The following is a 19,563-nucleotide window of genomic DNA, read 5'->3' as shown; positions in this document are numbered from 1 at the left end:
CACACCCGCTACGACAAGCTCGCTCGGAACTTCGCCTCCGCCGTCGCCATCGCCGCCGTGATCATCTGCTGGTGCTGAATGAGTCCGGAGCCTAGGCCGGCACCAAAAGCACCTCGCCGCGCTCCGGGTCGGGAATGCGGCGCATGGCAATGCCATAAGCGCGCCGCACCGTCTCGGGCGTGAGCAGTTCCGTGGGCGGACCCTCGGCCACGCGCTGGCCAGAGGCCATCAGCAGCAGCGTCTCGCAATAGCGGGCCGCAAGGTTCAGGTCGTGAAGCACGGCCACCACCGTCGCCCCCGCCCGGGCGCGCGCCGCCGCCACCGCCATGATGGCGTGCTGGTGCGGCAGGTCGAGCGCGGAAGTGGGCTCATCGAGGAACAGCACGCTGTCGGCCGGCGGCACGCCATCCAACTGCGCCAGCACGCGGGCCAGTTGCACGCGCTGCTGCTCGCCGCCCGAGAGGGTGGCGTGGTTGCGGCCTTGCAGATGCGCCACGCCCGCCTCGCGCATCGCGGCGCGGACGCTGTCCTGCGGGCCGGCCCGCCCGGCATGGGGCAGTCGGCCGAGCGCCACCACCTCCTCCGCGCGCAGCGGAAAGCCCAGGGTGGAATGCTGCGGCAGCACGGCGCGGCGCCGCGCGAGATCGCCCGCGCGCCATTGGCCCAGCGGCCGCCCGTCCAACCAGGCCCGGCCGGAATCCGGCGCCATCTCGCCCGCCAGCACGCGCAGCAAGGTGGACTTGCCCGCGCCGTTGGGGCCCAGGATGCCGAAGACGCCGCCCGGCGCGATGGACAGGGCGGGCAGGTCCAGGATGCGCCGTCCGCCGCGCGTGACGATGAGGTTCTCGGCGCGGATCATCGCCCATCCAATGCGAAGCGCTGGCGCAGCAGCAGGGCCAGGAAGAAGGGCCCGCCCAGCAGCGCCGTCAGCAGGCCGATGGGCAGCTCGGCCGGCGCCACCAGCACGCGCGCCGCGGCATCGGCCAGCGGCAGCAGCGCGGCGCCGATCAGCGCCGAGGCCGGCAGCACCCAGCGATGATCCGCGCCCCGCATCAGCCGCGCCAGATGGGGTGCGACGATGCCCACGAAGCCGATCATGCCGCTCGCCGCCACCGCCGCGCCCACGGCCAGCGCCACCAGCAGCACCGCGCCCCATTTGAGGCGCTCGATGGGGATGCCAAGGGTCTGCGCCTCACGCTCGCCCAGGATCAGCGCGTTCAAGCCACGCACCAGGAAGGGGGCCGCGACCATGAGCGGCAGAGCGGCCAACAGTGTGGCCAGCAGCACGGCGGGCGTGGCGCCGGCCACCGAACCCATGGTCCAGAACAGGATATCCCGCAGCTGCATGTCATCGGCCGCGAAGATGAACGCGGAGGTGGCCGCCCCCGCCAGCGCGTTGAAGATGATGCCGGCCAGCAGCATGGAGGCGATCATCACCCGCCCCTCGTGCTGGGCCACGCGCATGACCAGCAGCGTGACCAGCAAGGCACCCAGGAAAGCCGCGCCCGCGGTCGCATAGGGTCGCAGCGGCACGGGCAGCAGCGTGAGCCCCACGACGATCATGAACACCGCCCCCAGCGCGCCGCCGGCCGAGACGCCGAGCAGCCCGGGGTCCGCCAGCGGATTGCGGAACAGCCCCTGCATGATGGCGCCCGCCAGCCCCAGCACGCCGCCCGCCAGCATGGCCAGCAGGGTGCGCGGCACTCGCAGCGTCCAGATGATGGCGCCCTCCGGCCCCGGCGCACTGGTCGCGAGGCCCAGCGGCGCCAGCAACTCGCGCAGCACGCCATCGGGCGGGATGCGGATGGCGCCGATGCCCAGCGCCACCAGCAGGCCGCACAGCGCGGCACCGCCCAGCAGCAGCAGCGCCACGCCATGGCCCATGGCCCGCGCGCGCGGCACGGAGAGCGCCGCCTCGCTCATGCCGCCCCGCGCAGCCAGGGACGGTCGGGCAGCGCCGCGAGGTCGGGCCGCGCGTGCAGGGCGACGGCGAGGTCGCGCGCCGCATGGGCCGTGCGCGGGCCGAAGCCCAGCATGTAGAGGCTGTCGAAGGTGACGAGCCGCCCCGCCCGCGCCGCCGGCAGCAAGGAAAGCTGCGGCTGGGCCAGGAAGGATGCGACGCCGCCGCTGGCGTCCACGGTATGCGAGGGCGCCACCACCCAATCGGGCGCCGCGGCCAGCGCCGCCTCCGCCGTCACGGCGCGATAGCCCTCATAGGACTGGATGGCCGAGCGCGCGCCGGCGAGGCGCAGCATCGCCTCGGCGGAAGTACCGCGGCCCGAGGCCATCGGCGCCCCCGACCCGGCCGCCAGCAGGAACAACGCGCTGGGGGGCGTGGCGGGGCGCGGCAGGCTGGCCGCGAGGGCCGCGAAATCCTCGGCCAGCGCCGCGTTCAGCGCCTGGCCGCGCGCCTCGCGGCTCAGCGCCTCGGCGACCACCGTCACGGCCTGCATCAGCGTCTCGGGCGATTCGATGCGCGGGGCGCGGATGATGTTCACCCCCGCCGCGCGCAGCTGCGCGATCGCGGGCGGCGGCCCCGCCTCATGCGCCAGCAGCAGCAGGCCGGGCTGGAGGGAGAGCACGCCCTCGGCCGAGAGCGCGCGCAGATAGCCGATCTGCGGGAGTTGCCGCAGATCGGTGGGAAACAGGCTGGTGCTGTCCGCGCCCACGATCGCACCCCGGGCACCCAGCGCGCAGACGATCTCGGCGATGCCGCCGCCGGCGACCACAAGGCGCGGCATGCCCTGGGCCAGCGCCGGCGTGGCGAGGCCCAGCGGCAGGGCGAGAAGGGCGCGGCGCCTCACGCGGCGATGCCTTCCGCCAGTTCGCGCCAGTGCATGTCCTCGGCCTGGCCGGGCTTGCGCTTGCCGAACACCATCAGCACCACCTCGCCATCGGCGTCGAAGCCCTCGATGGAGGTGACGACGCCATCCTCGGTCGGCTTGCGGACGAGCCAGGCCTCGGCGAGGCCCGTGGTCCGCAGGTGCAGGTTGAAGCTGGGGTCGAGCACGTTGAACCACTCACCCATCGGCACCAGCCGCTTCACCTCGCCGGTGTGGATCTGGATGCAGCCATGGTTGCCCACGAAGATCATGATGGGCAGCGCGCCGGCGCCGGCGGCGGACAGCGTGCGCTCGATGGCCGAGGATGGCAGGCGCCGCGCCCAGTGGGGGCCGGCCAGGCGCAGCGCCTGCTGCCGCGCCACGTCGAAGCGGCGCAGCATGGGGAAGAAGTCGTGCGTGTCGCGCAGCCCGGCCCAGGCGTCGCGCAGCCCGGCCGTGTCGATCTCGGCATCGGGGCGCGGGGTGGGGCGCGGCGCGCGCGGCACCGTGCGGATGGCCGCCGGCGCCTCGTCGCGCAGCGTGTCGGCCAGGCGGTCCAGCGCGCCTTCGGGCGTCGCTTCGGTGGCGAAGACCTTGTGCACCGCCTCGCCCGCCGCGTCGAAGATTTGCACGCTGCCGCGCGGGCTGCCCGGGTTGCCGCCGGGGACATGCAGCGCATGCACCCAGTTGCGGAGGAAGAGGCGAAGATCAATGTCCTCGCCCAGCACCAGCCCCATGGGACCGCTGACCGAGACCTGTTCGTAGCGGCCATGGCGCTCATGCACGCAATGGTCGTTGCGGGTCAGCGCCATCACCTCACCCGCTTCGTGCAGCGCCTCCAGCAGGGCCAGCCAGTCGGGGCGCAGGCGGGTGGCGCCGGGCAGGCTCGCCACCAGCTCGGCCTCGCTCACGTCGAGGCGCTGCGCCGCGTCGCGCACGCGCAGCCGGGGTTCCTCCTCGCGCAGCCTGGCCCAGCGTGTGGCGAGGTCGTGGTCGTGTTCGAGTGTCGCGGACATGAAGGCCTCTTTGGCTTAGAAGTTGGCGGAGAGGCGGAACTGCACGTTCCGGCCGACGTCGTAGTAGGAAGAACGCTCGCTGCTGCTGTCCCAGGCGAGGCGGCGGTGGCGCACGTCGAAGAGGTTCGACACGCCCACATCCAGGCGCAGCCCCGCGAGCGGACCTTCAGGCGGCGCGTAGGTCACGAAGAGGTCGGTCAGCGCGTAGGCGGGCGTCGCCTGCGGGCGGATGCCGGTCTGCTGGTCCACGGGCTTGCGGCCCTGCTCGGCCACCAGCTGCACGCGGCCGCCCAGCGTCACGCCCTGCTCCTGGAAGCGGCGGCCCAGCGACATGGAGAGCTTGTGCGCCGGGATGAGGGCGAGCGGCCCGCCATCCGTGCGGTTCTCGCCCCGGATGATGGAGGCGCCCAGGCCCGCGAACCAGGGCCCGCTCTCATACTGGCCTTCCAGCTCCAGCCCCTGGATGCGCGCGCGGGTCACGTTGCGCTGCTCGGTGGTGGTGGCGAAGACCAGCGTCTCGATGAAGTCGTCGAGGTCGTTGTGGAAGGCCGAGGCGCGGATGCGGATGCTGTCGCCCGCGGTGATGGTGTCGCGGAAGCGGAAGTTCACGCCCGCTTCGAGGTTGCGCGAGGTCTCGGGCCGCAGGTTCGGGTTCGGCACGAAGTTGTTGAAGCGCGGGAAGGGGAAGAAGCTGATGGGGAAGTGGACGCCCGAGTTGTAGAGCTGGCTCAGCCCCGGGGCGCGATAGGCCTCGGCATAGGAGATGTAGGGCTGCATCCAGTCCGTCACGCGGTAGGCGAAGGAGACGCGCGGCGAGAGGCGGTCATTGGAGGTGCCACGCTGGCCGTCCGCGGATTGCTCGTAGCGGTCATAGCGCAGCCCGCCGGTCAGCGTGGCGCGGCCGAGCGTGATCTCGTCCTGCACGAAGAAGCCGATCACGTCCTGGCTGGCATTCGGGTATTGCGCGCGGGCGGCGCCGTTGCGGCGACCCTCCTGCGTGTCGCGATAGCCGTCAAAGCCCAGCGTCAGCGCGTGGCGTTCCGCACCGAACACCGAGAAGCGCGAGGTGTTCTGCACCGACATGCCCCAGGTCTCGAGGTCCGTCAGGTCGCGTCGGTTGTCGGTCAGGCGCCGCTCGTTGATGTCCACCGTGTTGCGGTAGACCTGCGCGCGCAGGTCGATCCAGGGGTTGTCCGGCGGCGCCCAGTCGAAGTTCAGCGCGAATTGCTGCGCGCGCAGGCGGCGGTCCGTGATGTCGGCGGTGCCCAGCGTGTTCGCCGCCGAGGGGATGATCTGGTCCTCCTCGCGGTGCATGAAGCTCGCGCCGAAGCGCATGCCGGGGGCCGGGTTCCAGCCCAGGCGCGCGAGGAAGGTCTGCGTCGTCGGGTCGGTGTAGGGGATGGTCTGCCCCGCGCCGTCCACGATGTTGTTGCCGGCGTTGCGCGCATAGGCGACCAGGCCGTCCACCTGGCCGGTGCGGAAGGCCGCGGCGGCGGCGCTGCGCCAGCGGCCGCCATTCGTGTCGTAGCCCTGGCTGAGGAAGAAGCCCGTGGCGCGGCCGGGGCGGATGATGTCCTCCGCCTCGATGGTCCGCAGCGCGACGACGCCGCCGATGGCGCCCGAGCCATAGAGCATGGAGGCCGGGCCGCGCAGCACGTCCACCTGGCGCAGCAGCTCCGGCTCGAAGAAGAAGCGGCCGCGGTGGCCGGAGCTGAAGTTCTGCCGCACGCCGTCCAGCGTCGTGATCACGCGGTCACCGCCCAGGCCGCGGATCTGCGGCTGCTGCACGCCGGGGCGGGGAATGCCGTCGGCCTCCACACCCGGCAGGTCGCCCAGGATGTTCTGCAATTGCGTGGGCTGGCGGCGGCGCAGCTCCTCGCGGGGCACCACGCTGATGGGGGCGGCCACGTCACCCGCCACCTGCGGCGTGCGGGTGGCGGTGGTGGTCACCGCGTCCAGCGGCGTCAGCACGAGCGCAGGCGCGGGCGCGTCCTGGGCCATGGCGGGAAGAACCAGGAAGGCGGGGGTGGCCAGGAGCCACAGGCGAAACAGACCCGACACGATGCGTCCTCTCTCGATGCCCCGGCGTGCGGGGCGGATGTGAGGCGCTGGCTGGCTGGCTCGCTTGGCCCGGGGGCCCAGTGGCGTGCGCGCTGGCGCTGTAAAGTGGTTACTTGGTCAGGATGAGCTTGCCGGCGCGGGTGTGGCGCAGCCGGTAGACCTCCTGGCCATGGATGATTTCCACCTCCACCTGGCCGCGCAGCAGGCTCTGGCTGTCGATGCGCGGGGCGGGCGGGGGCGGGGATTGGCTGGGCATGGCGTGGCTATATCGCGACTGCGAATCGTTCGCAATATAGGGATGCGGGTGCCGGGGACGTTCGTTCATCGCAGGCTGAACCGGATGGGGGCGGCGAACATGGCTTCCTCCGCCGGCCAGCTGCCGGGCAAGGGTGGCAGGGGCGAGACGCGGGCGAGCAGCGCCACGGCCTCGTTGTCGAAGGCGCCAACCCCGCTGCTGCGCAGGATGCGGACGCCGCGCACCGCGCCGTCGCGCGCCACGCTGAACTGGACGATCACCTCGCCCTCCAGCCCGCGCTCGCGCGCCAGCATGGGGTAGCGCAGGTGGCGCCGCAGCGCGGCGGAGAGGCCGGCGCGATAATGGTCCGGCAGCAGGGCACCAGGGGCGGCGCGCGGCGTGGGGCTGGCGCCGCCCTGGGGGTTGGGGCTGCCGGGCGCGCCGAGCGCGGGGTCACCAGCGGGGGCCGCGGCCCTGGCCTGGCCGGTGGGTGCGGTCGCGGCAGCGGAACGCGCGGGCGTCGGGCGCGCCTCCGCCTGGCGGGGTGGGGCCGCACGGGTTGGCGTGGGACGCGGTGCAGCGACCGGCCGCGGCGGCGGCGGGGGTGCCACGGCCACCGGCGGGGGTGGTTCCGCAACGGGCTCGGCCTCCGGCACCGGCTCGGGCGGCGGTGCCTCGGCGAGGGTCGGCGCGGGTTCGGGAATGGCCTCAGGCTCCGGGACGGGCTCGGGCGGGGGCAATTCGGCCACCACCGGCGGCGGCTCCGCGACGGGGGGTTCCTCGGCCAGAACCGGCGGCGGGGGGGCCATCACGGGGGCCGTCTCGGGCTGCATCTCGGCCAGCAGCGGGGCGTCATCCTCCACGACGGGCGTGGCTTCGGCGGCCATGGCGGTGCCACCCACCTGCCCACCGCCCTGCCCCATCTCGGCGAAGACCACGCCGAAGCCCGGCGGCGCGCCGCCCAGCCTGGGCTGCGGCCAGAGCGCCATCAGCACCGCGCCATGCAGCGCGAGCGCGAAGCCCCAGGCGGCGGGGTGGGTGCCGGGGGCGGCGTGCGCGGCCATCAGCGGGGCATCTCGGCCAGGAGGGAGACGCGGCTGAACCCCGCGCGCGACAGGGCGCCCAGCACCGTCATCGCCTCGCCGTAGGAAAGGCTGCGGTCGGCGCGCAGCAGCACGGGACGGTCCGGCGCCTCGGCCGCAAGCGGCGCGAGGGTGGAGACCACCTCGCCCGCGCCCATCGCCTGTTCGCCCACGCGCACCACGCCATCGGCCGTCAGCGTCACCACCAGGGGCTCGCGCGGCTCCGCGAGGCGGGGCGCGTCGGTGCGCGGCAGGTTCACAGGCACGCCCGCCACCATCATGGGCGCGGCGACCATGAAGACGATCAGCAGCACGAGCATCACGTCCACGAAGGGGGTGACGTTGATCTCGGAGAGCGGGGCGAGCGCGTCCTCCTCGGGACCGCCGCCGGTGGGGGTCATGGCCATGGGCCTACTCCGCCGCCCGCGGCAGGCGGGACGCCTCCGCCCGCGGCGGGCGGGCGGCGAGGCGCGCGATGCCGGCATTGGCGCGCGCCCGCGTCTCGGCGGCGAGCGCCGCCAGGCGGTTATAGGCCAGCACGGCGGGAATGGCGGCAAAGAGGCCCAGCGCGGTGGCGAAGAGCGCCTCGGCAATGCCGGGGGCGACGGTGGCGAGGCTGCTTTCGCCGCTGCGGGCAATGGCGGTGAAGGCGTTCATGATGCCCCAGACCGTGCCGAACAACCCGATGAAGGGACCGGCCGAGGCCACGCTGGCCAGCAGCGGCAGGCCCGACTGGGCGGGGCGCATGGTGTCCGCGAGCGCGAGACGCATGGCGTCGGCCAGGCGCGCGCGACGGTCGGCCGCACTCTCGCCCGCCCATTCGGGGCTGGTGGCGGCGGCGCCCAGGATGGCGTCGGGCAGGCGCCCATAGGGCACGCGGCCGCCCTCGGCCGCGTGGCGGTCGAGCAGCGCGGCCTCATGAGCCAGGCGGCGCAGGCGCATCCAGCGGTCGATCGCCACGGCCCAAACGGCCAGTGACGCCACCAGGAGCAGGATCATGACGGAACGCACCACCCAGTCGGCCATGAGGAAAAGGCCGAGCGGGCTCAGGTCATGCAGGTTGTCCGGGCTGGGCATGTTGCAAACTAGTCGCAATTGCAGAACGCCCGCAAGGGGGTTGCGGCTGCGAATGAGTTGCAAATTGGTAGGGCTTGGTGATGCGAGGCTGTGGCCAGGAGCAGCGCCTGCGCCCGAGCCCGGGGCGCCAACCGCATGCCAGGCCCAGAAATGGCGAGAAACCCAACGGCGCACAGGCGATGTCGCGCGGCGTGGCCGTGACGCCGGGCGCCTTGCCCTTGATGATCACCCTCGCACGGGCGGGGAGCCAGGCGAGATGGCGAGAGGCGAAGGCGGTGGGCGAGGGAGGAATGGTAGTGGTGGGCGGACTTGAACCGCCGACCCCGGCATTATGAGTGCCGTGCTCTAACCAGCTGAGCTACACCACCACGCGTGCGGCGCGGTTTAGGGCGCGGGCGCCGCGGGGTCAACTCCACTCCGGATGAACCCACCCGCGATCACGCGTTCGCCGTCATACAGCACCGCCGCCTGGCCGGGGGCGGCGATGGCGGGGCTCTCGGGCGTCAGCGTCAGGGTCGCGCCATCCCATTCGGCGGTGACCGGCGCGGGCTGCTCGCGGCCGCGCAGCTTCGCGCGCGCCAGGAACAGACCTGTGGGTGGTTCGATCAGCCAATTCACCTCGCCCACCGCCACACGCGGCACAGGCACCTGACCGCGATGCGCCACCACCAGCCGCCGGCGCGGCGCGTCAATGCGGGCCACGAAGAGGCGTTCGGGCGCCGAGACGCCCAACCCCCTGCCCTGCCCCACCGTGTAGTGCGCGAGGCCACGATGCTGGCCCAGCACCTTGCCGTCCAGGTCCACGATCTCGCCCGGCTCCAGCGCCTCGGGGCGAAGCTTGCCCACGATGTCGGCATGGCTGCCCTCGGGCACGAAGCAGATGTCCTGGCTGTCCGGCTTTTCCGCCACCGGCACGCCCAGGCGCGCGGCATGGGCGCGGACCTCGGCCTTGGAGGGCATGTGGCCCAGCGGAAACAGCACGCGGTCGAGCTGCGCCTGGGTGGTATGCGCCAGGAAATAGCTCTGGTCGCGCACGGGGTCGGCGGCGCGGTGCAGCTCGGCGCCGCGCGGGCCGTCCAGGCGCTGCGCGTAATGGCCGGTGGCCAGCATGTCGCAGCCGAGGTCCTCGGCCAGCTCGGTCAGGTCCTGGAACTTCACCGTCTGGTTGCAGCGGATGCAGGGGATGGGCGTCTCGCCGCGCGCATAGGCGCCGGCGAAATCCTCGATCACGGCCTGGCGGAAGCGCTGCTCGCGGTCCAGCACATAGTGCGGGATGCCAAGGCGCTGCGCGACCTCGCGCGCGTCATGGATGTCCTGGCCGGCGCAGCAGGCGCCCTTCTTCTTCACCGCGGCGCCATGGTCGTAGAGCTGGAGCGTGGCACCCACCACCTCATGCCCCTGCTCATGCAGGAGCGCGGCCACGACGGAGGAATCCACGCCGCCGGACATGGCGACAAGCACTCTCACCCCTTGGCCCTCATCCCGCGTCGAGCCCCTGCTGCCAGAAGCGCTGTTCCAGCCGCGCGGCCTCGGCGAAATCGGCGGAGAGGCGGGCGAAGCGGGCCTCGCCGCCATGGCTCTCGCCCAGGGCATCGATGCGGGCGGCGGCGGCGCGGGCCATGGCCTGGTATCCCTCATCCGCATAGGTATCGATCCAGGACTGGTAGGCGTTGCCCTCCACCTTCCGGGCCGGGTCTGCCAGGATACGCAGCGCCACCTCGCCATATCCGACGGTGCAAGGCGCGAGCGCGATCTCCAGGTCCAGGATGTCGCCGGACAGGCCCCGGTCCAGCACCCAGCGGGTGTAGCTGACGGTCTCGGCCGTCTCGGGCACCTTGACGACCTCGGCCTCGGACAGGCCCCATTCGGCGCAATACTTCAGGTGCAGCTTGGTCTCGTCCAGGATGGCGAGCACGGCGGCCGCCTTCTCGCGCATGGCCGCGAGGCTCTCGCCCTTGACCACCGCCAGCGCCTTGGCGCGTGCGAAATGGATGAGGAAGAGGTAGTCCTGGATGAGGTAATGCCGGAAGGACAGCAGCGGCAGCGTGCCGTCCGAGACGCGCTGCACGAAGGGGTGCCACGTATAGCCCGTCCAGTCGCGGCCGGCGGCATCCCGCAGGCGTCGGAACAGCCCGCCCGGCGCGCCGAATTCCTGGTGGGCCTCGCTCATCTCAGCCGCCCGCGTTGCGGCTGCCGGAGGGCAGCTTCACCACCAACCCGTCCAGCGCCTCGGTCATGATGATCTGGCAGCCCAGGCGGCTCGTCTCCTGCAGGTCGAAGGCGAGGTCGAGCATGTCCTCCTCATCCTCGGTCGGCTTGTCGAGCTGGGTGAACCAGGTCCCATCCACGATGACGTGGCAGGTGGAGCAGGCGAGGCTGCCTTCGCAGGCGCCCTCGATGTCCACGCCATGGCGATGGGCGATTTCGAGCACGGACAGGCCCAGCGGGGCCTCGACCTCGCGTCGCGCACCGTCGCGCTCGATGAAGGTCATCTTGGGCATGGGTCGAGGCTACTCCGCGGCGGCTTCGTGTTGGGACAGGCTTTTCCAGGCCGCGCCGATCATCGCCGCCGCCTGTTGCATCTCTTGCGGCGAGGTAAAGCGCCCCAGCCCAATCCGCAAGGTGCGCGCCGCCTCCTCGGCCCCGATGCCCATAGCGGTCAGCACATGGGAGGGGCTGATCTCGGCCGAGGTACAGGCCGAACCCGTCGAGAGCATGAGGTCCGGCAGCGCCCCCAGCAGGGCGGCGGCGGTCACGCCGGGAAAGGTCAGGTTCAGGTTGCCGGCCACGCGGGGCGCGGCCTCGGCGTTCACGCGCAGGCCCGGGATGGCGGCGCGCAGCCCCTCCAGCAGGATGGCGCGCTGGCCCGCGATGCGCCCGGCATCGAGCAGCCCCTCGCCGCCGGCGATGCGCGCGGCCTCGCCCAGCCCCACCACCAGCGGCGCAGGCAGGGTGCCGGAACGCAGCCCCCGCTCCTGCCCGCCCCCGCTGAACAGGGGGGCGAGGCGGACGCGGGGCCGCCGCCGCACATAGAGCGCGCCGATGCCCTTGGGCCCGTAGATCTTGTGGCCGGAGAGGGAGAGCAGGTCCGCCCTCACCTCCTCCACATCGAGCCCGATACGCCCGGCCGCCTGCGCCGCATCGGTGTGGAAGAGCGCGCCATGTTCCTTCACCAGCGCGCCGATCTCGGCGAGCGGCTGGATCACACCCGTCTCGTTGTTCACCGCCATGACGGAGACCAGCAGGGTCGGCACGGCCAGCGCCTGGCGCAGCGCGTCGAGGTCCAGCACGCCATCGGCGCCCACCGGCAGGATGACCGGCTCGAACCCCTCCGCCGCCAGGTCGCGGACGGATTCCAGGACGCATTTGTGCTCGGTGGCGAGGGTGATGATGCGCCGCGGACCACCTTCTCCGCCCCTTGGGCCCGCCTGCCGGGCGGCGCCCTTGATGGCGAGGTTGTTCGCCTCGGTGGCGCCCGAGGTCAGGATGATCTCGCGCGGGTCCGCCCCCAGCAGTTCGGCGACCCGTTCGCGGGCCTCCTGCACCGCGGCCTCGGCGGCGCGGCCCATGGCGTGTTCGGCGCTGTGGGGGTTGGCGAAATTCTCCTCCCACCAGGGGCGCATGGCGGCGAGCACCCTGGGGTCCAGCGGCGTGGTGGCGTGATGGTCGAGGTAGATGGGGCGGGGAGCGGACATGGCCTAAAGAGTTGGGCCGTCACGGCCCCGCCCGCAAGCGTGTCGGGCAAGGTCACATTTCGAGACTGGACTTGCCGCCGGACGACAAGCGAAGGCAGGGGAATGACGCCCTCGCTGATCGGCCGACGCCACCTCGCCGCCCTCCCCCTCCTGCTGCCGGCCGGATGCGCCGTGGCGCAGGGCGGCGCCGCCGCCACGACCCCGGCGCAGATGCGCGGCCCCTTCTACCCCGTGGACTGGACCGGCGATGCCGATGCCGACCTGGTGCAGGTGACCGGCGAGGCGGCGCGGGCCGAGGGACAGGTGGCGCATCTGCGCGGCAGGCTGATGGCGGTGGACGGCACACCGCTTTCCGGCGCGCGGATCGAGATCTGGCAATGCGACGCGCGCGGCATCTACCGCCACCCCAATGACCGCACCGCCCAGCGCGACCGGGGCTTCCAGGGGCGCGGGCGGCTGCTGACCGGGGCCGATGGCGGCTTCGCCTTCCGCACCATCCGCCCCGTCGTCTATCCCGGCCGAACGCCGCACATCCATGTGCTGGTGGAGGCGCCGGGGCGCCCGCCGCTGATCACGCAGCTCTATGTCGAGGGCGAACCCGGCAATGCCCGCGACGGGCTGTTCAACCGCCTGTCGCCCACCGCGCGGGAGAGAGTGCTGCTGCGTCCCATCCCCGCCGACCGCATCGAGCCGGGCGCGCTGCTGGCGGAGCGCGACATCATCCTGGCCTGAGGCGGGGCCTCAGGCGGGCCAGGACGCCGCCATAGGCGGCGAGGAAGCGCGCCGGCGCGTCATCGGGCGCGTTCCAGGGCAGCGAGACGCGGATGCCGCAGCCGGCCAGCTCGCCGAAACCCATCGCCTCCAGCACATGCGACCGCGCGACCTTGCCCGAGGAACAGGCGGCACCCGCCGAGACGCGCACCCCCGCGAGGTCGAGCGCGATGACCTGCGTCTCCGCCGGCGCGCCGGGCAGGATGACGAGGCTGGTATTGGGCAGGCGGGGCGCGCCCTGGCCGACGATGATCGCCTCGGGCGCGATGTCGCGCAGCCCCGCCTCGATGGCATCGCGCAGCGCCGCGATACGCGCCGCGTCATAGGGGGCGGCGATGGCCGCGCCGAAGCCGGCGATGGCGGGCAGCGCCTCGGTGCCGCCGCGCCGCCCCCGCTCCTGCCCACCACCCGCGATCAAGGGGGACAGTTGCAGGCCAGGCGCCAGCACCAGCGCCCCCGCCCCCGGCGGCCCACCCAGCTTGTGGGCCGAGAGGGCCAGGCTGTCGGCGCGGGGGATGTTCTCCCGCGCGGCCTGCACCGCGTCCACATGCAGCAGCGCGCCATGTTCGGCGCAGAGGGCGCGGATGGCCTCCAGCGGGTGGCGCACCCCCGTCTCGTTGTTGGCGGCCATGGCGCAGACCAGGGCGGACGGGCCGTCGGCCAGCAGGGCGGCCAGCGCGTCGAGGTCGAGCGTCCCGTCATGCCTCACCGGAATGGTCTCGGCGGCCGGGGCGGCCGCGCGGATGGCCGCGTGCTCGGTGGCCCCCACGAGCAGGCGGCGCCCGGTGCCCAGGCCGTGCAACGCCAGCGCATTGGCCTCGGTGCCGCCCGAGGTGAAGACGACCTCCGCGGGGGTGGCACCCGCACGACGCGCCACCTCGGCCCGCGCGGCCTCGATCAGGGCGCGCGCCGCCCGCCCGCCGCCATGAACGGAGGAGGCATTGCCGCCCAGGTCCAGCGCGCGCAGCACCGCTGCCCGCGCCTCGGGGCGCAGGGGTTCGGTGGCATTGGCGTCGAGGTCGAGCGGCGTCATGGGGCGGCGATGTGCCGCGGGCTCAGGCGCCCGTCCAGGCCTTGGGCGCGGCCAGGGCGCAGCCGGGTTCCTGCGCGCGGCCGGTCACCTCGCCACGCACCACATCCTCCAGCGTCACGCCGGCCAGGAAGAGGCGAATCTGCTCGCCCAGCTCGGCCCAGAGGTCATGCGTCAGGCAACGCCTGCCTGCCAGGCAGCCAGGCGCGCCGTCTTCGCAGCGCGTGGCGCGGATGGGCTCGTCCACCGCATCCACGATGGCGGAGATGGCGATCTCGCGCGCCGGGCGGGCCAGGCGATATCCGCCGCCCGGGCCACGCGCGGAAGCCACCAGCCCCGCACGGCGGAGAGGCCCGAAGAGCTGTTCGAGGTAAGCGAGCGACAGCATCTGCGCCGCGGCGATTTCCGCGAGGCTGACGGGCGGGCTGGGCCGACCCGACGCGGCCGGTGGCATCGCATCCTGCCGCGCCGCGAGTTCCACCATCGCCATCACGGCGTAGCGGCCGCGTGTGGAAAGGCGCATCGCCTTGCCCCTCTAACTTGGGGCCGACCACCGAGGCGGCCAGCCCGAACCCGGGTTACGGTTGCTCCGTCACCATCGGGGCATCCCATTATGCGATATTGGGACGCCGCCGTGTTGCAAAACCTTGAACCACGATTGCCATGCGCCGCACGGACGTCAGCCATGCGCGGGAGATGGTGAATCCGTTATGAAACAAGGTTCGTGCTGCGTATAGTGCGCGACGCCGCGCCATCCGGTGGCACGGCGCCCGGATGATTTGAAACTTCGCCAATAGGTTCAAGCCGTTGAAAAACAGTCCTGGCTTGAGCATGTAGGGTGTTACGCTGCGGAAGTCTGGCCAGAACCGGACGCACCAGCCGTAGCCAAGCAATGTGTGCCCAGATCCCGGGCCGGCGCGGCGCAAGGCCGCCTGGCCGCCAGGACGGGCGTCGCTCGGTGTGGCGGTCTCCGTCGCGCCCAAAACAGAGATGGACGCAAGGACACGATGCCTGAAGTCATGTTCGCAGGGCCCGATGGCCGCCTCGAAGGTCGCTACCACCACGCGAAGCGGCCCAACGCGCCCGTCGCCCTCCTGCTCCACCCCCACCCGCTGCATGGCGGGACCATGAACAACCGCGTGGTGCACAGCCTCTATGGTCGGTTCCAGGCCATGGGTTTCTCTGTGCTGCGCTTCAACTTCCGTGGCGTGGGCAAGTCCCAGGGCCGCTACGATGGCGGCATCGGCGAGATCAGCGACGCGGCCGCGGCGCTGGACTTCCTGCAGGCCGTGAACCCCAACGCCTCCATGCTCTGGGTCGCGGGCTATTCCTTCGGCGCCTATGTCGGCATGCAGCTGCTGATGCGCCGGCCGGAAATGGGCGGCTTCGTCTCCATCAGCGCGCCGGCCAGCCACTACGACTTCGGCTTCCTCGCCCCCTGCCCCTGCTCGGGCATGATCATCCATGGCGAGGAAGATGAACTGGTTCCGCTGAACAGCGTGCAGAAGCTGGTGGACAAGCTGAACACCCAGAAGGGTGTCGCCATCGACTTCCGCACCATCGGCGACGCCGGCCACGTCTTCACGCCGCCGCAGGTGGAGACGCTGTCCGACATGGCCGAGGACCATGTCCTCTCGGTGCTGAACCGCAGCCGGATGGCCCTCGCCGCCGACTGAGGCCCACCCCAGACTCTCCTGAAAGGCCGCGTCCCGCCCGGGGCGCGGCCTTTTGCTTGTCCGCTTAACGGGCAGGTAAGCAGCCCTCCGCTACAGCCCCCGCACCACAGGCAGGGGAATGACGGAATCATGCGGAGCACGCTCGAAGGCCTTTCCATTCGCACCCTTCTCGGGGGCGTGCTCGGCCTTCTGGGGCTGCTGACCATCGGACTCGCCGCGGACCAGGCCTTGCGCGCCTGGGTCCGCCATGGCGAGGCCGGCCGCATCGTCCAGATGGCCGAGGCAGGTCGCGAGCTGTTCCGCGCCGCCGCCGCCATGCGGATCGAGCGTGGCGAGACGCTGACCTCTCTTTCCGGCCCCGCGCCCGACCCAGAGATGACCCGCATCCGCCCGCGCCGCGCCGAGACCGAAGCCGCGACGACCGCCGCCATCGCGGCCCTGCGCGCGTCGGGCCTGACCGAGGAGGCCACGCGGCTCGAACGCGGCGCCTCCGCCGTGGCCGGGCTTCGCACCGCCGCCGAGGCCGCGCTGCGCCTGCCGCGCGAGGGCCGCCCGCAGGACCTGCTGGGCCGCTGGGCGGAGGTGAGCATCGCCCTGGTCAACGACCTGCTGGCCATCACCGACGCCGTCGAGGACATGGCCATGCTGCGCGACCCGCGCGTGGACCAGCTGATCTCCATGCGGCGCGATGGCTGGCAGGTCCGCAGTTCCAGCGGCGATGTCACGCTCGCCATGTCCTCCGCCATGAATGCGGGGCGTGGCTGGACGCCCGAGGAAGCGCAGGCCGCCCTGCGTGCCGCGGGGCGCTCCGACGCCGCCTGGGCGCGGCTGCAGGCGGCGGTGGCCACCGCGCCCGCCGCCCTGCGCGACGCCATCAACACCGCGACCCCGATGGCCGCAGGCGCGTTGGCCGAGACGCGCGCGCGCATGATGGCGCCGATGCTGCGGGGCGAGCGGCCGGAGGGCGAACTGGCGGCCTTCCGCAACCCGCAGGTGGCGGCACTGGCCCAGCTGAACGGCGTTCCGGTCGCCGCCTTCGACGCCATGGTGGAACGCGCCCATGCCAACCGGGCCGCCGCCAGCCGGGCGCTGGCGATCTCGGTGGTGCTGATCCTCCTGGCCGGCCTGTTCGCGGTCGGCGGGCTGCTGGCCACGCAGCGCCTGGTGCTGCGCCCCATGGCCCGCGCCACCGCCGCGATGGACCGGCTGGCCGGACGTGACCTCACCGTCGAGATCCCCGACCAGGATCGCCGCAACGAGATCGGCGCCATCGCCCGCGCCGTGCAGAACTTCAAGCAGGGCCTGATCGAGGGCGAGCGCCTGGCCGCGGCCCAGCAGGCGGACCAGGCCACGCGACTCGCGCGGGCCGAGGCGCTCGGCGCCGCCACCTCGAGCTTCGAGGCGCGGGTGAGCGAGTTGATCTCCGCCCTCGCCGCCGCCGCGACGGAGCTGGAGGCCAATGCCGCCGCCATGTCCGGCACCGCGGAACAGGGAGAGGCCCAGGCCGGCTCCATCGCCCGTGCCGCGGAGAGCAGCCAGGCGGGCATCGATTCCGTGGCCGCCGGCGCCGAGGATCTGGCCGGCTCCATTGCCGAGATCGCCCGCCAGATCAGCCAGTCGCGTTCCGTGGTCGAGCAGGCGGTGGCCGAGAGCCGCCGCACCGATGGGGTGGTGCAGGACCTGGCCGCGGGTGCGGCGCGCATCACCGAGGTGGTGACGCTGATCCGCCAGATCGCCTCCCAGACCAACCTGCTGGCGCTGAACGCCACCATTGAGGCCGCCCGCGCCGGGGATGCCGGCAAGGGCTTCGCCGTGGTGGCGGGCGAGGTGAAGACGCTGGCCGAGCAGACCGCCCGCGCCACGGAGGAGATCAGCGCCCAGATCGGCCAGATCCAGGGCTCGACCCAGCACGCGGTGGGCGCCATCCGCGGCATCGCGGAGACGGTGGGCCAGGTGAACGAGATCACCGCCGCCATCGCTTCCTCGGTCGAGCGGCAGGAGCAGGCGACGCGCGCCATCAGCGGCAATGTGCAGGAGGTGGCGACGAGCACCCGCTCGGTCAGCGACAGCATTGCCACCATCAACGAGCTGGCGCGCGCCACGGGCCTCGCCGCAGAACAGGTGCACGAGGCGGCGGGCGAACTGGCGCGCCATGCCTCCTCGACCCGCGCCGAGGTGGGCCGATTCCTGACCGATGTGAAAGCGGCCTGAGGGCCGCGAGCCTCACTCCAGACGCACGACCGATTGAAAGGAATACTTCACCGTGCCGAGGTGCATCCAGCTTATACGGTTCCGTTGCGACATCTCGCGCCCGGGGCTGAGCAGCGACCGCCAGGGATCGATATAGACCGACGCATCGTTCCACTGATCGGGATCGGACGGGTTGGTGGTCCTGTCGCGATTGAGCACGCAAAATGCGTGGTCGCCATTGATGATGGTCATGAATTCCAAGGGTGTTGCCCGGTGCCGCATCAACCAGGCGAAGGCGAGTGAGGCCTGCTCCCCGCAATTCCCGCAACCGGCCTTCTCCGCCATGTCCGCCCGCGCGAGCAGACGACGAAGGGCGGTTGTTTCGGGCGCCCCTGTCGCGGCCAGCCACTCGCTGCGCAAGCTGTTCACGCACATGGTTACGACATTCTGGGTGGGGGAGTTGATGGGTCGGCCGTTTGCATCAACCCATCCCGATGGGTTCAGGATCTTGTTGCTGGCGCCGAGATGGATGCGGGCCTTCACATAATCATAGGCGCCCTGTGCCATGGTCATGGCCCGCGCCTTCGCCATCAGTGCCAAGTCGACGCCCTCCTTTGCTACCGCCAATACTGTTTCTCAGCTTGGCCACGAGCGGAGATGTCGTCTACTAAGGAAATCCATAGTTTGCGGCTTGCCCGCTAGTCAGCCAGGCGCACCAGGCAATGCGGTCCCAGCTCCGCCAGGCTGTTGACGCCGAGCAGCGCCATGTTCCGGTCCAGCTCGCCCTTCACCAGCGAGATGGCCCGGTCCACCCCGGCGCGGCCCGCGACCGCGGCCGCGTGCAGCATGGGCCGGCCGATCAGCACGAAGTCGGCGCCCAGGGCCAAGGCCTTCAGGATGTCGGTGCCGCGGCGGATGCCGCCATCCACGATCAGCGGGAAATCCCCCACCGCCGCGCGCATGGCCGGCAGAAGACGCAGCGGCGAGGTCGTGCCATCCAGCTGCCGCCCACCATGGTTGGAGACGATGACGCCATCGCACCCTTCCTCGCGCGCGCGCACCGCGTCATCGGGGTGGATCACGCCCTTGATCATCAGCCGGCCCGTCCAGCGGCGGCGGATCAGCGCCAGGTGTTCCCAATTCAGATGGTCGCGCGCGGTGAAGTCGCGCTCCACGTTGCGGGCCAGGATGGGTGCGCCGCGCTCGGCGAAGCTGTTCTCGAAATGCGGCATGCCGAACTTCGCCCATGTCCGCAGGAAGGTCATGAAGGACCATTCGGGATGCGTCATCCCGTCCCACAGCAGCCGCAGCGAAGGCTTGAGCGGCGTGGAAAAGCCGTTGCGGACATTGTTCTCGCGGTTGGGCAGCACGGCCGTGTCCACGGTCAGCATCAGCGTGCCGAAGCCCGCCCGCGCCACACGGTCCACCAGCGCCTCCACGCGCCGCGAATCGCCAGGCAGATAGGCCTGGAACCAGGCGTCGGGGTTGGCCGCGATCACCTCCTCCATCCGGATCAGCGAGGAGCCGGAGAGGATGGCGGGCACGTTCGCCGCCCGCGCCGCCTCGGTCAGCACGATGTCGCCGCGATAGGCGGCCAGCGCGCTCATGCCCATCGGCGCCAGGCCGAAGGGCGCGGCCCATTCGCGGCCGAACAGCGTGGCCTTCGGGCTGCGCTTGGACACATCCACCAGCACGCGCGGCTGGAAACCCCATTCGGAATAGGCGCGGGCATTGTCGTCCAGCGCGGCATTGCGCTCGGTCGCACCCGCCACATAGCCGAAGATGGGCCGCGGCAGGTGGCGGCGGGACATCACCTCGAAATCATCGAGGCACAGGGCGCGTTGCGCGCGGCGTTCGCTCATGGGGTGGATTTGTAGCGCAGGGGGCGGGATGCGCCAGATGGGCATG

20 protein-coding genes and 1 tRNA gene are annotated in these 19,563 nt (G+C 72.1%); 3 read left to right on the top strand and 18 right to left on the bottom strand.

Features of this window, described 5'->3' with window-relative positions:
* Positions 1-91: 91 nt before the first annotated feature.
* The 14 genes from GGQ83_RS15315 to GGQ83_RS15250 all read right to left on the bottom strand — a co-directional run bounded on the left by GGQ83_RS15315 (position 92) and on the right by GGQ83_RS15250 (position 11,988).
* A complete protein-coding gene (locus GGQ83_RS15315) occupies positions 92-859 on the bottom strand; it encodes a heme ABC transporter ATP-binding protein (RefSeq protein WP_184385523.1) in 768 nt (255 codons plus the stop codon).
* Positions 856-1,923: a FecCD family ABC transporter permease gene (locus tag GGQ83_RS15310; RefSeq protein ID WP_184385520.1), complete on the bottom strand. Its 1,068-nt coding sequence runs from the start codon at positions 1,921-1,923 to the stop codon at positions 856-858. The genes GGQ83_RS15315 and GGQ83_RS15310 overlap by 4 nt, the downstream gene beginning before the upstream one ends.
* Positions 1,920-2,804: a heme/hemin ABC transporter substrate-binding protein gene (locus GGQ83_RS15305; protein ID WP_184385518.1), complete on the bottom strand. Its 885-nt coding sequence runs from the start codon at positions 2,802-2,804 to the stop codon at positions 1,920-1,922. The genes GGQ83_RS15310 and GGQ83_RS15305 overlap by 4 nt, the downstream gene beginning before the upstream one ends.
* Complete coding sequence (locus GGQ83_RS15300; protein ID WP_184385516.1) at positions 2,801-3,838, bottom strand: hemin-degrading factor; 1,038 nt, start codon at positions 3,836-3,838, stop codon at positions 2,801-2,803. Before GGQ83_RS15300 ends, GGQ83_RS15305 begins: the two co-directional genes overlap by 4 nt.
* A 15-nt stretch (positions 3,839-3,853) precedes the next feature.
* On the bottom strand, positions 3,854-5,899 hold the full coding sequence (locus GGQ83_RS15295; protein WP_184385514.1) for a TonB-dependent hemoglobin/transferrin/lactoferrin family receptor: 2,046 nt from the start codon (positions 5,897-5,899) through the stop codon (positions 3,854-3,856).
* Between the two features lie 109 nt (positions 5,900-6,008).
* The gene (gene hemP / locus GGQ83_RS15290; protein WP_184385512.1) at positions 6,009-6,155 is read right to left on the bottom strand and encodes a hemin uptake protein HemP; all 147 of its coding nucleotides are present in this window, start codon (positions 6,153-6,155) and stop codon (positions 6,009-6,011) included.
* A gap of 65 nt (positions 6,156-6,220) precedes the next feature.
* Positions 6,221-7,198, bottom strand: a complete 978-nt coding sequence (locus GGQ83_RS20335; RefSeq protein ID WP_184385510.1) for an energy transducer TonB — start codon at positions 7,196-7,198, stop codon at positions 6,221-6,223.
* The gene (locus tag GGQ83_RS15280) at positions 7,198-7,623 is read right to left on the bottom strand and encodes an ExbD/TolR family protein (protein ID WP_184385508.1); all 426 of its coding nucleotides are present in this window, start codon (positions 7,621-7,623) and stop codon (positions 7,198-7,200) included. Before GGQ83_RS15280 ends, GGQ83_RS20335 begins: the two co-directional genes overlap by 1 nt.
* 4 nt (positions 7,624-7,627) lie before the next feature.
* Positions 7,628-8,293, bottom strand: a complete 666-nt coding sequence (locus GGQ83_RS15275; RefSeq protein WP_184385506.1) for a MotA/TolQ/ExbB proton channel family protein — start codon at positions 8,291-8,293, stop codon at positions 7,628-7,630.
* 291 nt (positions 8,294-8,584) lie between these two features.
* Positions 8,585-8,661 (bottom strand) — tRNA-Met (locus GGQ83_RS15270).
* 16 nt (positions 8,662-8,677) lie between these two features.
* Positions 8,678-9,760, bottom strand: coding sequence for a tRNA 2-thiouridine(34) synthase MnmA (gene mnmA / locus GGQ83_RS15265; RefSeq protein WP_184385504.1), 1,083 nt, complete (start codon positions 9,758-9,760; stop codon positions 8,678-8,680).
* Positions 9,761-9,770: 10 nt separating this feature from the next.
* Positions 9,771-10,463: a thiaminase II gene (gene tenA / locus GGQ83_RS15260; protein WP_184385502.1), complete on the bottom strand. Its 693-nt coding sequence runs from the start codon at positions 10,461-10,463 to the stop codon at positions 9,771-9,773.
* A 1-nt stretch (position 10,464) separates the two neighbouring features.
* Entirely contained in the window at positions 10,465-10,794 is a 330-nt protein-coding gene (locus tag GGQ83_RS15255) for a ferredoxin family 2Fe-2S iron-sulfur cluster binding protein (protein WP_184385500.1), read from the bottom strand.
* Between the two features lie 9 nt (positions 10,795-10,803).
* Positions 10,804-11,988, bottom strand: a complete 1,185-nt coding sequence (locus tag GGQ83_RS15250; RefSeq protein ID WP_184385498.1) for a cysteine desulfurase family protein — start codon at positions 11,986-11,988, stop codon at positions 10,804-10,806.
* A gap of 102 nt (positions 11,989-12,090) precedes the next feature.
* Here GGQ83_RS15250 and GGQ83_RS15245 point away from each other — a divergent pair, with 102 nt between their 5' ends.
* Positions 12,091-12,720 carry a dioxygenase family protein gene (locus GGQ83_RS15245; RefSeq protein ID WP_184385496.1) on the top strand — a complete coding sequence of 210 codons (630 nt, stop codon included), beginning with the start codon at positions 12,091-12,093 and terminating at the stop codon, positions 12,718-12,720.
* Here the strand turns inward: GGQ83_RS15245 and GGQ83_RS15240 are convergent.
* Positions 12,707-13,792 carry a cysteine desulfurase family protein gene (locus tag GGQ83_RS15240; protein ID WP_184385495.1) on the bottom strand — a complete coding sequence of 362 codons (1,086 nt, stop codon included), beginning with the start codon at positions 13,790-13,792 and terminating at the stop codon, positions 12,707-12,709. The genes GGQ83_RS15245 and GGQ83_RS15240 overlap by 14 nt on opposite strands.
* 22 nt (positions 13,793-13,814) lie before the next feature.
* On the bottom strand, positions 13,815-14,312 hold the full coding sequence (locus GGQ83_RS15235; protein ID WP_184385493.1) for an Rrf2 family transcriptional regulator: 498 nt from the start codon (positions 14,310-14,312) through the stop codon (positions 13,815-13,817).
* A gap of 484 nt (positions 14,313-14,796) precedes the next feature.
* Between GGQ83_RS15235 and GGQ83_RS15230 the strand changes: the two genes are divergently transcribed.
* Complete coding sequence (locus GGQ83_RS15230) at positions 14,797-15,465, top strand: alpha/beta hydrolase (protein WP_184385491.1); 669 nt, start codon at positions 14,797-14,799, stop codon at positions 15,463-15,465.
* Between the two features lie 129 nt (positions 15,466-15,594).
* Positions 15,595-17,676, top strand: coding sequence for a methyl-accepting chemotaxis protein (locus GGQ83_RS15225; protein ID WP_184385490.1), 2,082 nt, complete (start codon positions 15,595-15,597; stop codon positions 17,674-17,676).
* A 12-nt stretch (positions 17,677-17,688) separates the two neighbouring features.
* Here GGQ83_RS15225 and GGQ83_RS15220 read toward each other — a convergent pair whose 3' ends face one another.
* On the bottom strand, positions 17,689-18,255 hold the full coding sequence (locus tag GGQ83_RS15220; protein ID WP_184385488.1) for a hypothetical protein: 567 nt from the start codon (positions 18,253-18,255) through the stop codon (positions 17,689-17,691).
* 98 nt (positions 18,256-18,353) lie between these two features.
* Positions 18,354-19,517, bottom strand: coding sequence for an alpha-hydroxy acid oxidase (locus GGQ83_RS15215; RefSeq protein ID WP_184385486.1), 1,164 nt, complete (start codon positions 19,515-19,517; stop codon positions 18,354-18,356).
* Between the last annotated feature and the right edge of the window lie 46 nt (positions 19,518-19,563).

This window comes from Roseococcus suduntuyensis (assembly GCF_014196305.1).
Classification (GTDB): Bacteria; Pseudomonadota; Alphaproteobacteria; order Acetobacterales; family Acetobacteraceae; genus Roseococcus; species Roseococcus suduntuyensis.
Note: the sequence above shows the minus strand (reverse complement) of the source record. Positions and strands in the feature narration are given on the sequence as shown.

What these genes read in the sequence shown, in the direction of transcription:
- GGQ83_RS15315 (WP_184385523.1), bottom strand. Translation starts at nt 859, where the DNA reads ATGATCCGCGCCGAGAACCTCATCGTCACGCGCGGCGGACGGCGCATC.
- GGQ83_RS15310 (WP_184385520.1), bottom strand. Translation starts at nt 1,923, where the DNA reads ATGAGCGAGGCGGCGCTCTCCGTGCCGCGCGCGCGGGCCATGGGCCAT.
- GGQ83_RS15300 (WP_184385516.1), bottom strand. Translation starts at nt 3,838, where the DNA reads ATGTCCGCGACACTCGAACACGACCACGACCTCGCCACACGCTGGGCC.
- hemP (WP_184385512.1), bottom strand. Translation starts at nt 6,155, where the DNA reads ATGCCCAGCCAATCCCCGCCCCCGCCCGCCCCGCGCATCGACAGCCAG.
- GGQ83_RS20335 (WP_184385510.1), bottom strand. Translation starts at nt 7,198, where the DNA reads ATGGCCGCGCACGCCGCCCCCGGCACCCACCCCGCCGCCTGGGGCTTC.
- GGQ83_RS15280 (WP_184385508.1), bottom strand. Translation starts at nt 7,623, where the DNA reads ATGGCCATGACCCCCACCGGCGGCGGTCCCGAGGAGGACGCGCTCGCC.
- GGQ83_RS15275 (WP_184385506.1), bottom strand. Translation starts at nt 8,293, where the DNA reads ATGCCCAGCCCGGACAACCTGCATGACCTGAGCCCGCTCGGCCTTTTC.
- tenA (WP_184385502.1), bottom strand. Translation starts at nt 10,463, where the DNA reads ATGAGCGAGGCCCACCAGGAATTCGGCGCGCCGGGCGGGCTGTTCCGA.
- GGQ83_RS15255 (WP_184385500.1), bottom strand. Translation starts at nt 10,794, where the DNA reads ATGCCCAAGATGACCTTCATCGAGCGCGACGGTGCGCGACGCGAGGTC.
- GGQ83_RS15250 (WP_184385498.1), bottom strand. Translation starts at nt 11,988, where the DNA reads ATGTCCGCTCCCCGCCCCATCTACCTCGACCATCACGCCACCACGCCG.
- GGQ83_RS15245 (WP_184385496.1), top strand. Translation starts at nt 12,091, where the DNA reads ATGACGCCCTCGCTGATCGGCCGACGCCACCTCGCCGCCCTCCCCCTC.
- GGQ83_RS15240 (WP_184385495.1), bottom strand. Translation starts at nt 13,792, where the DNA reads ATGACGCCGCTCGACCTCGACGCCAATGCCACCGAACCCCTGCGCCCC.
- GGQ83_RS15235 (WP_184385493.1), bottom strand. Translation starts at nt 14,312, where the DNA reads ATGCGCCTTTCCACACGCGGCCGCTACGCCGTGATGGCGATGGTGGAA.
- GGQ83_RS15230 (WP_184385491.1), top strand. Translation starts at nt 14,797, where the DNA reads ATGCCTGAAGTCATGTTCGCAGGGCCCGATGGCCGCCTCGAAGGTCGC.
- GGQ83_RS15225 (WP_184385490.1), top strand. Translation starts at nt 15,595, where the DNA reads ATGCGGAGCACGCTCGAAGGCCTTTCCATTCGCACCCTTCTCGGGGGC.
- GGQ83_RS15215 (WP_184385486.1), bottom strand. Translation starts at nt 19,517, where the DNA reads ATGAGCGAACGCCGCGCGCAACGCGCCCTGTGCCTCGATGATTTCGAG.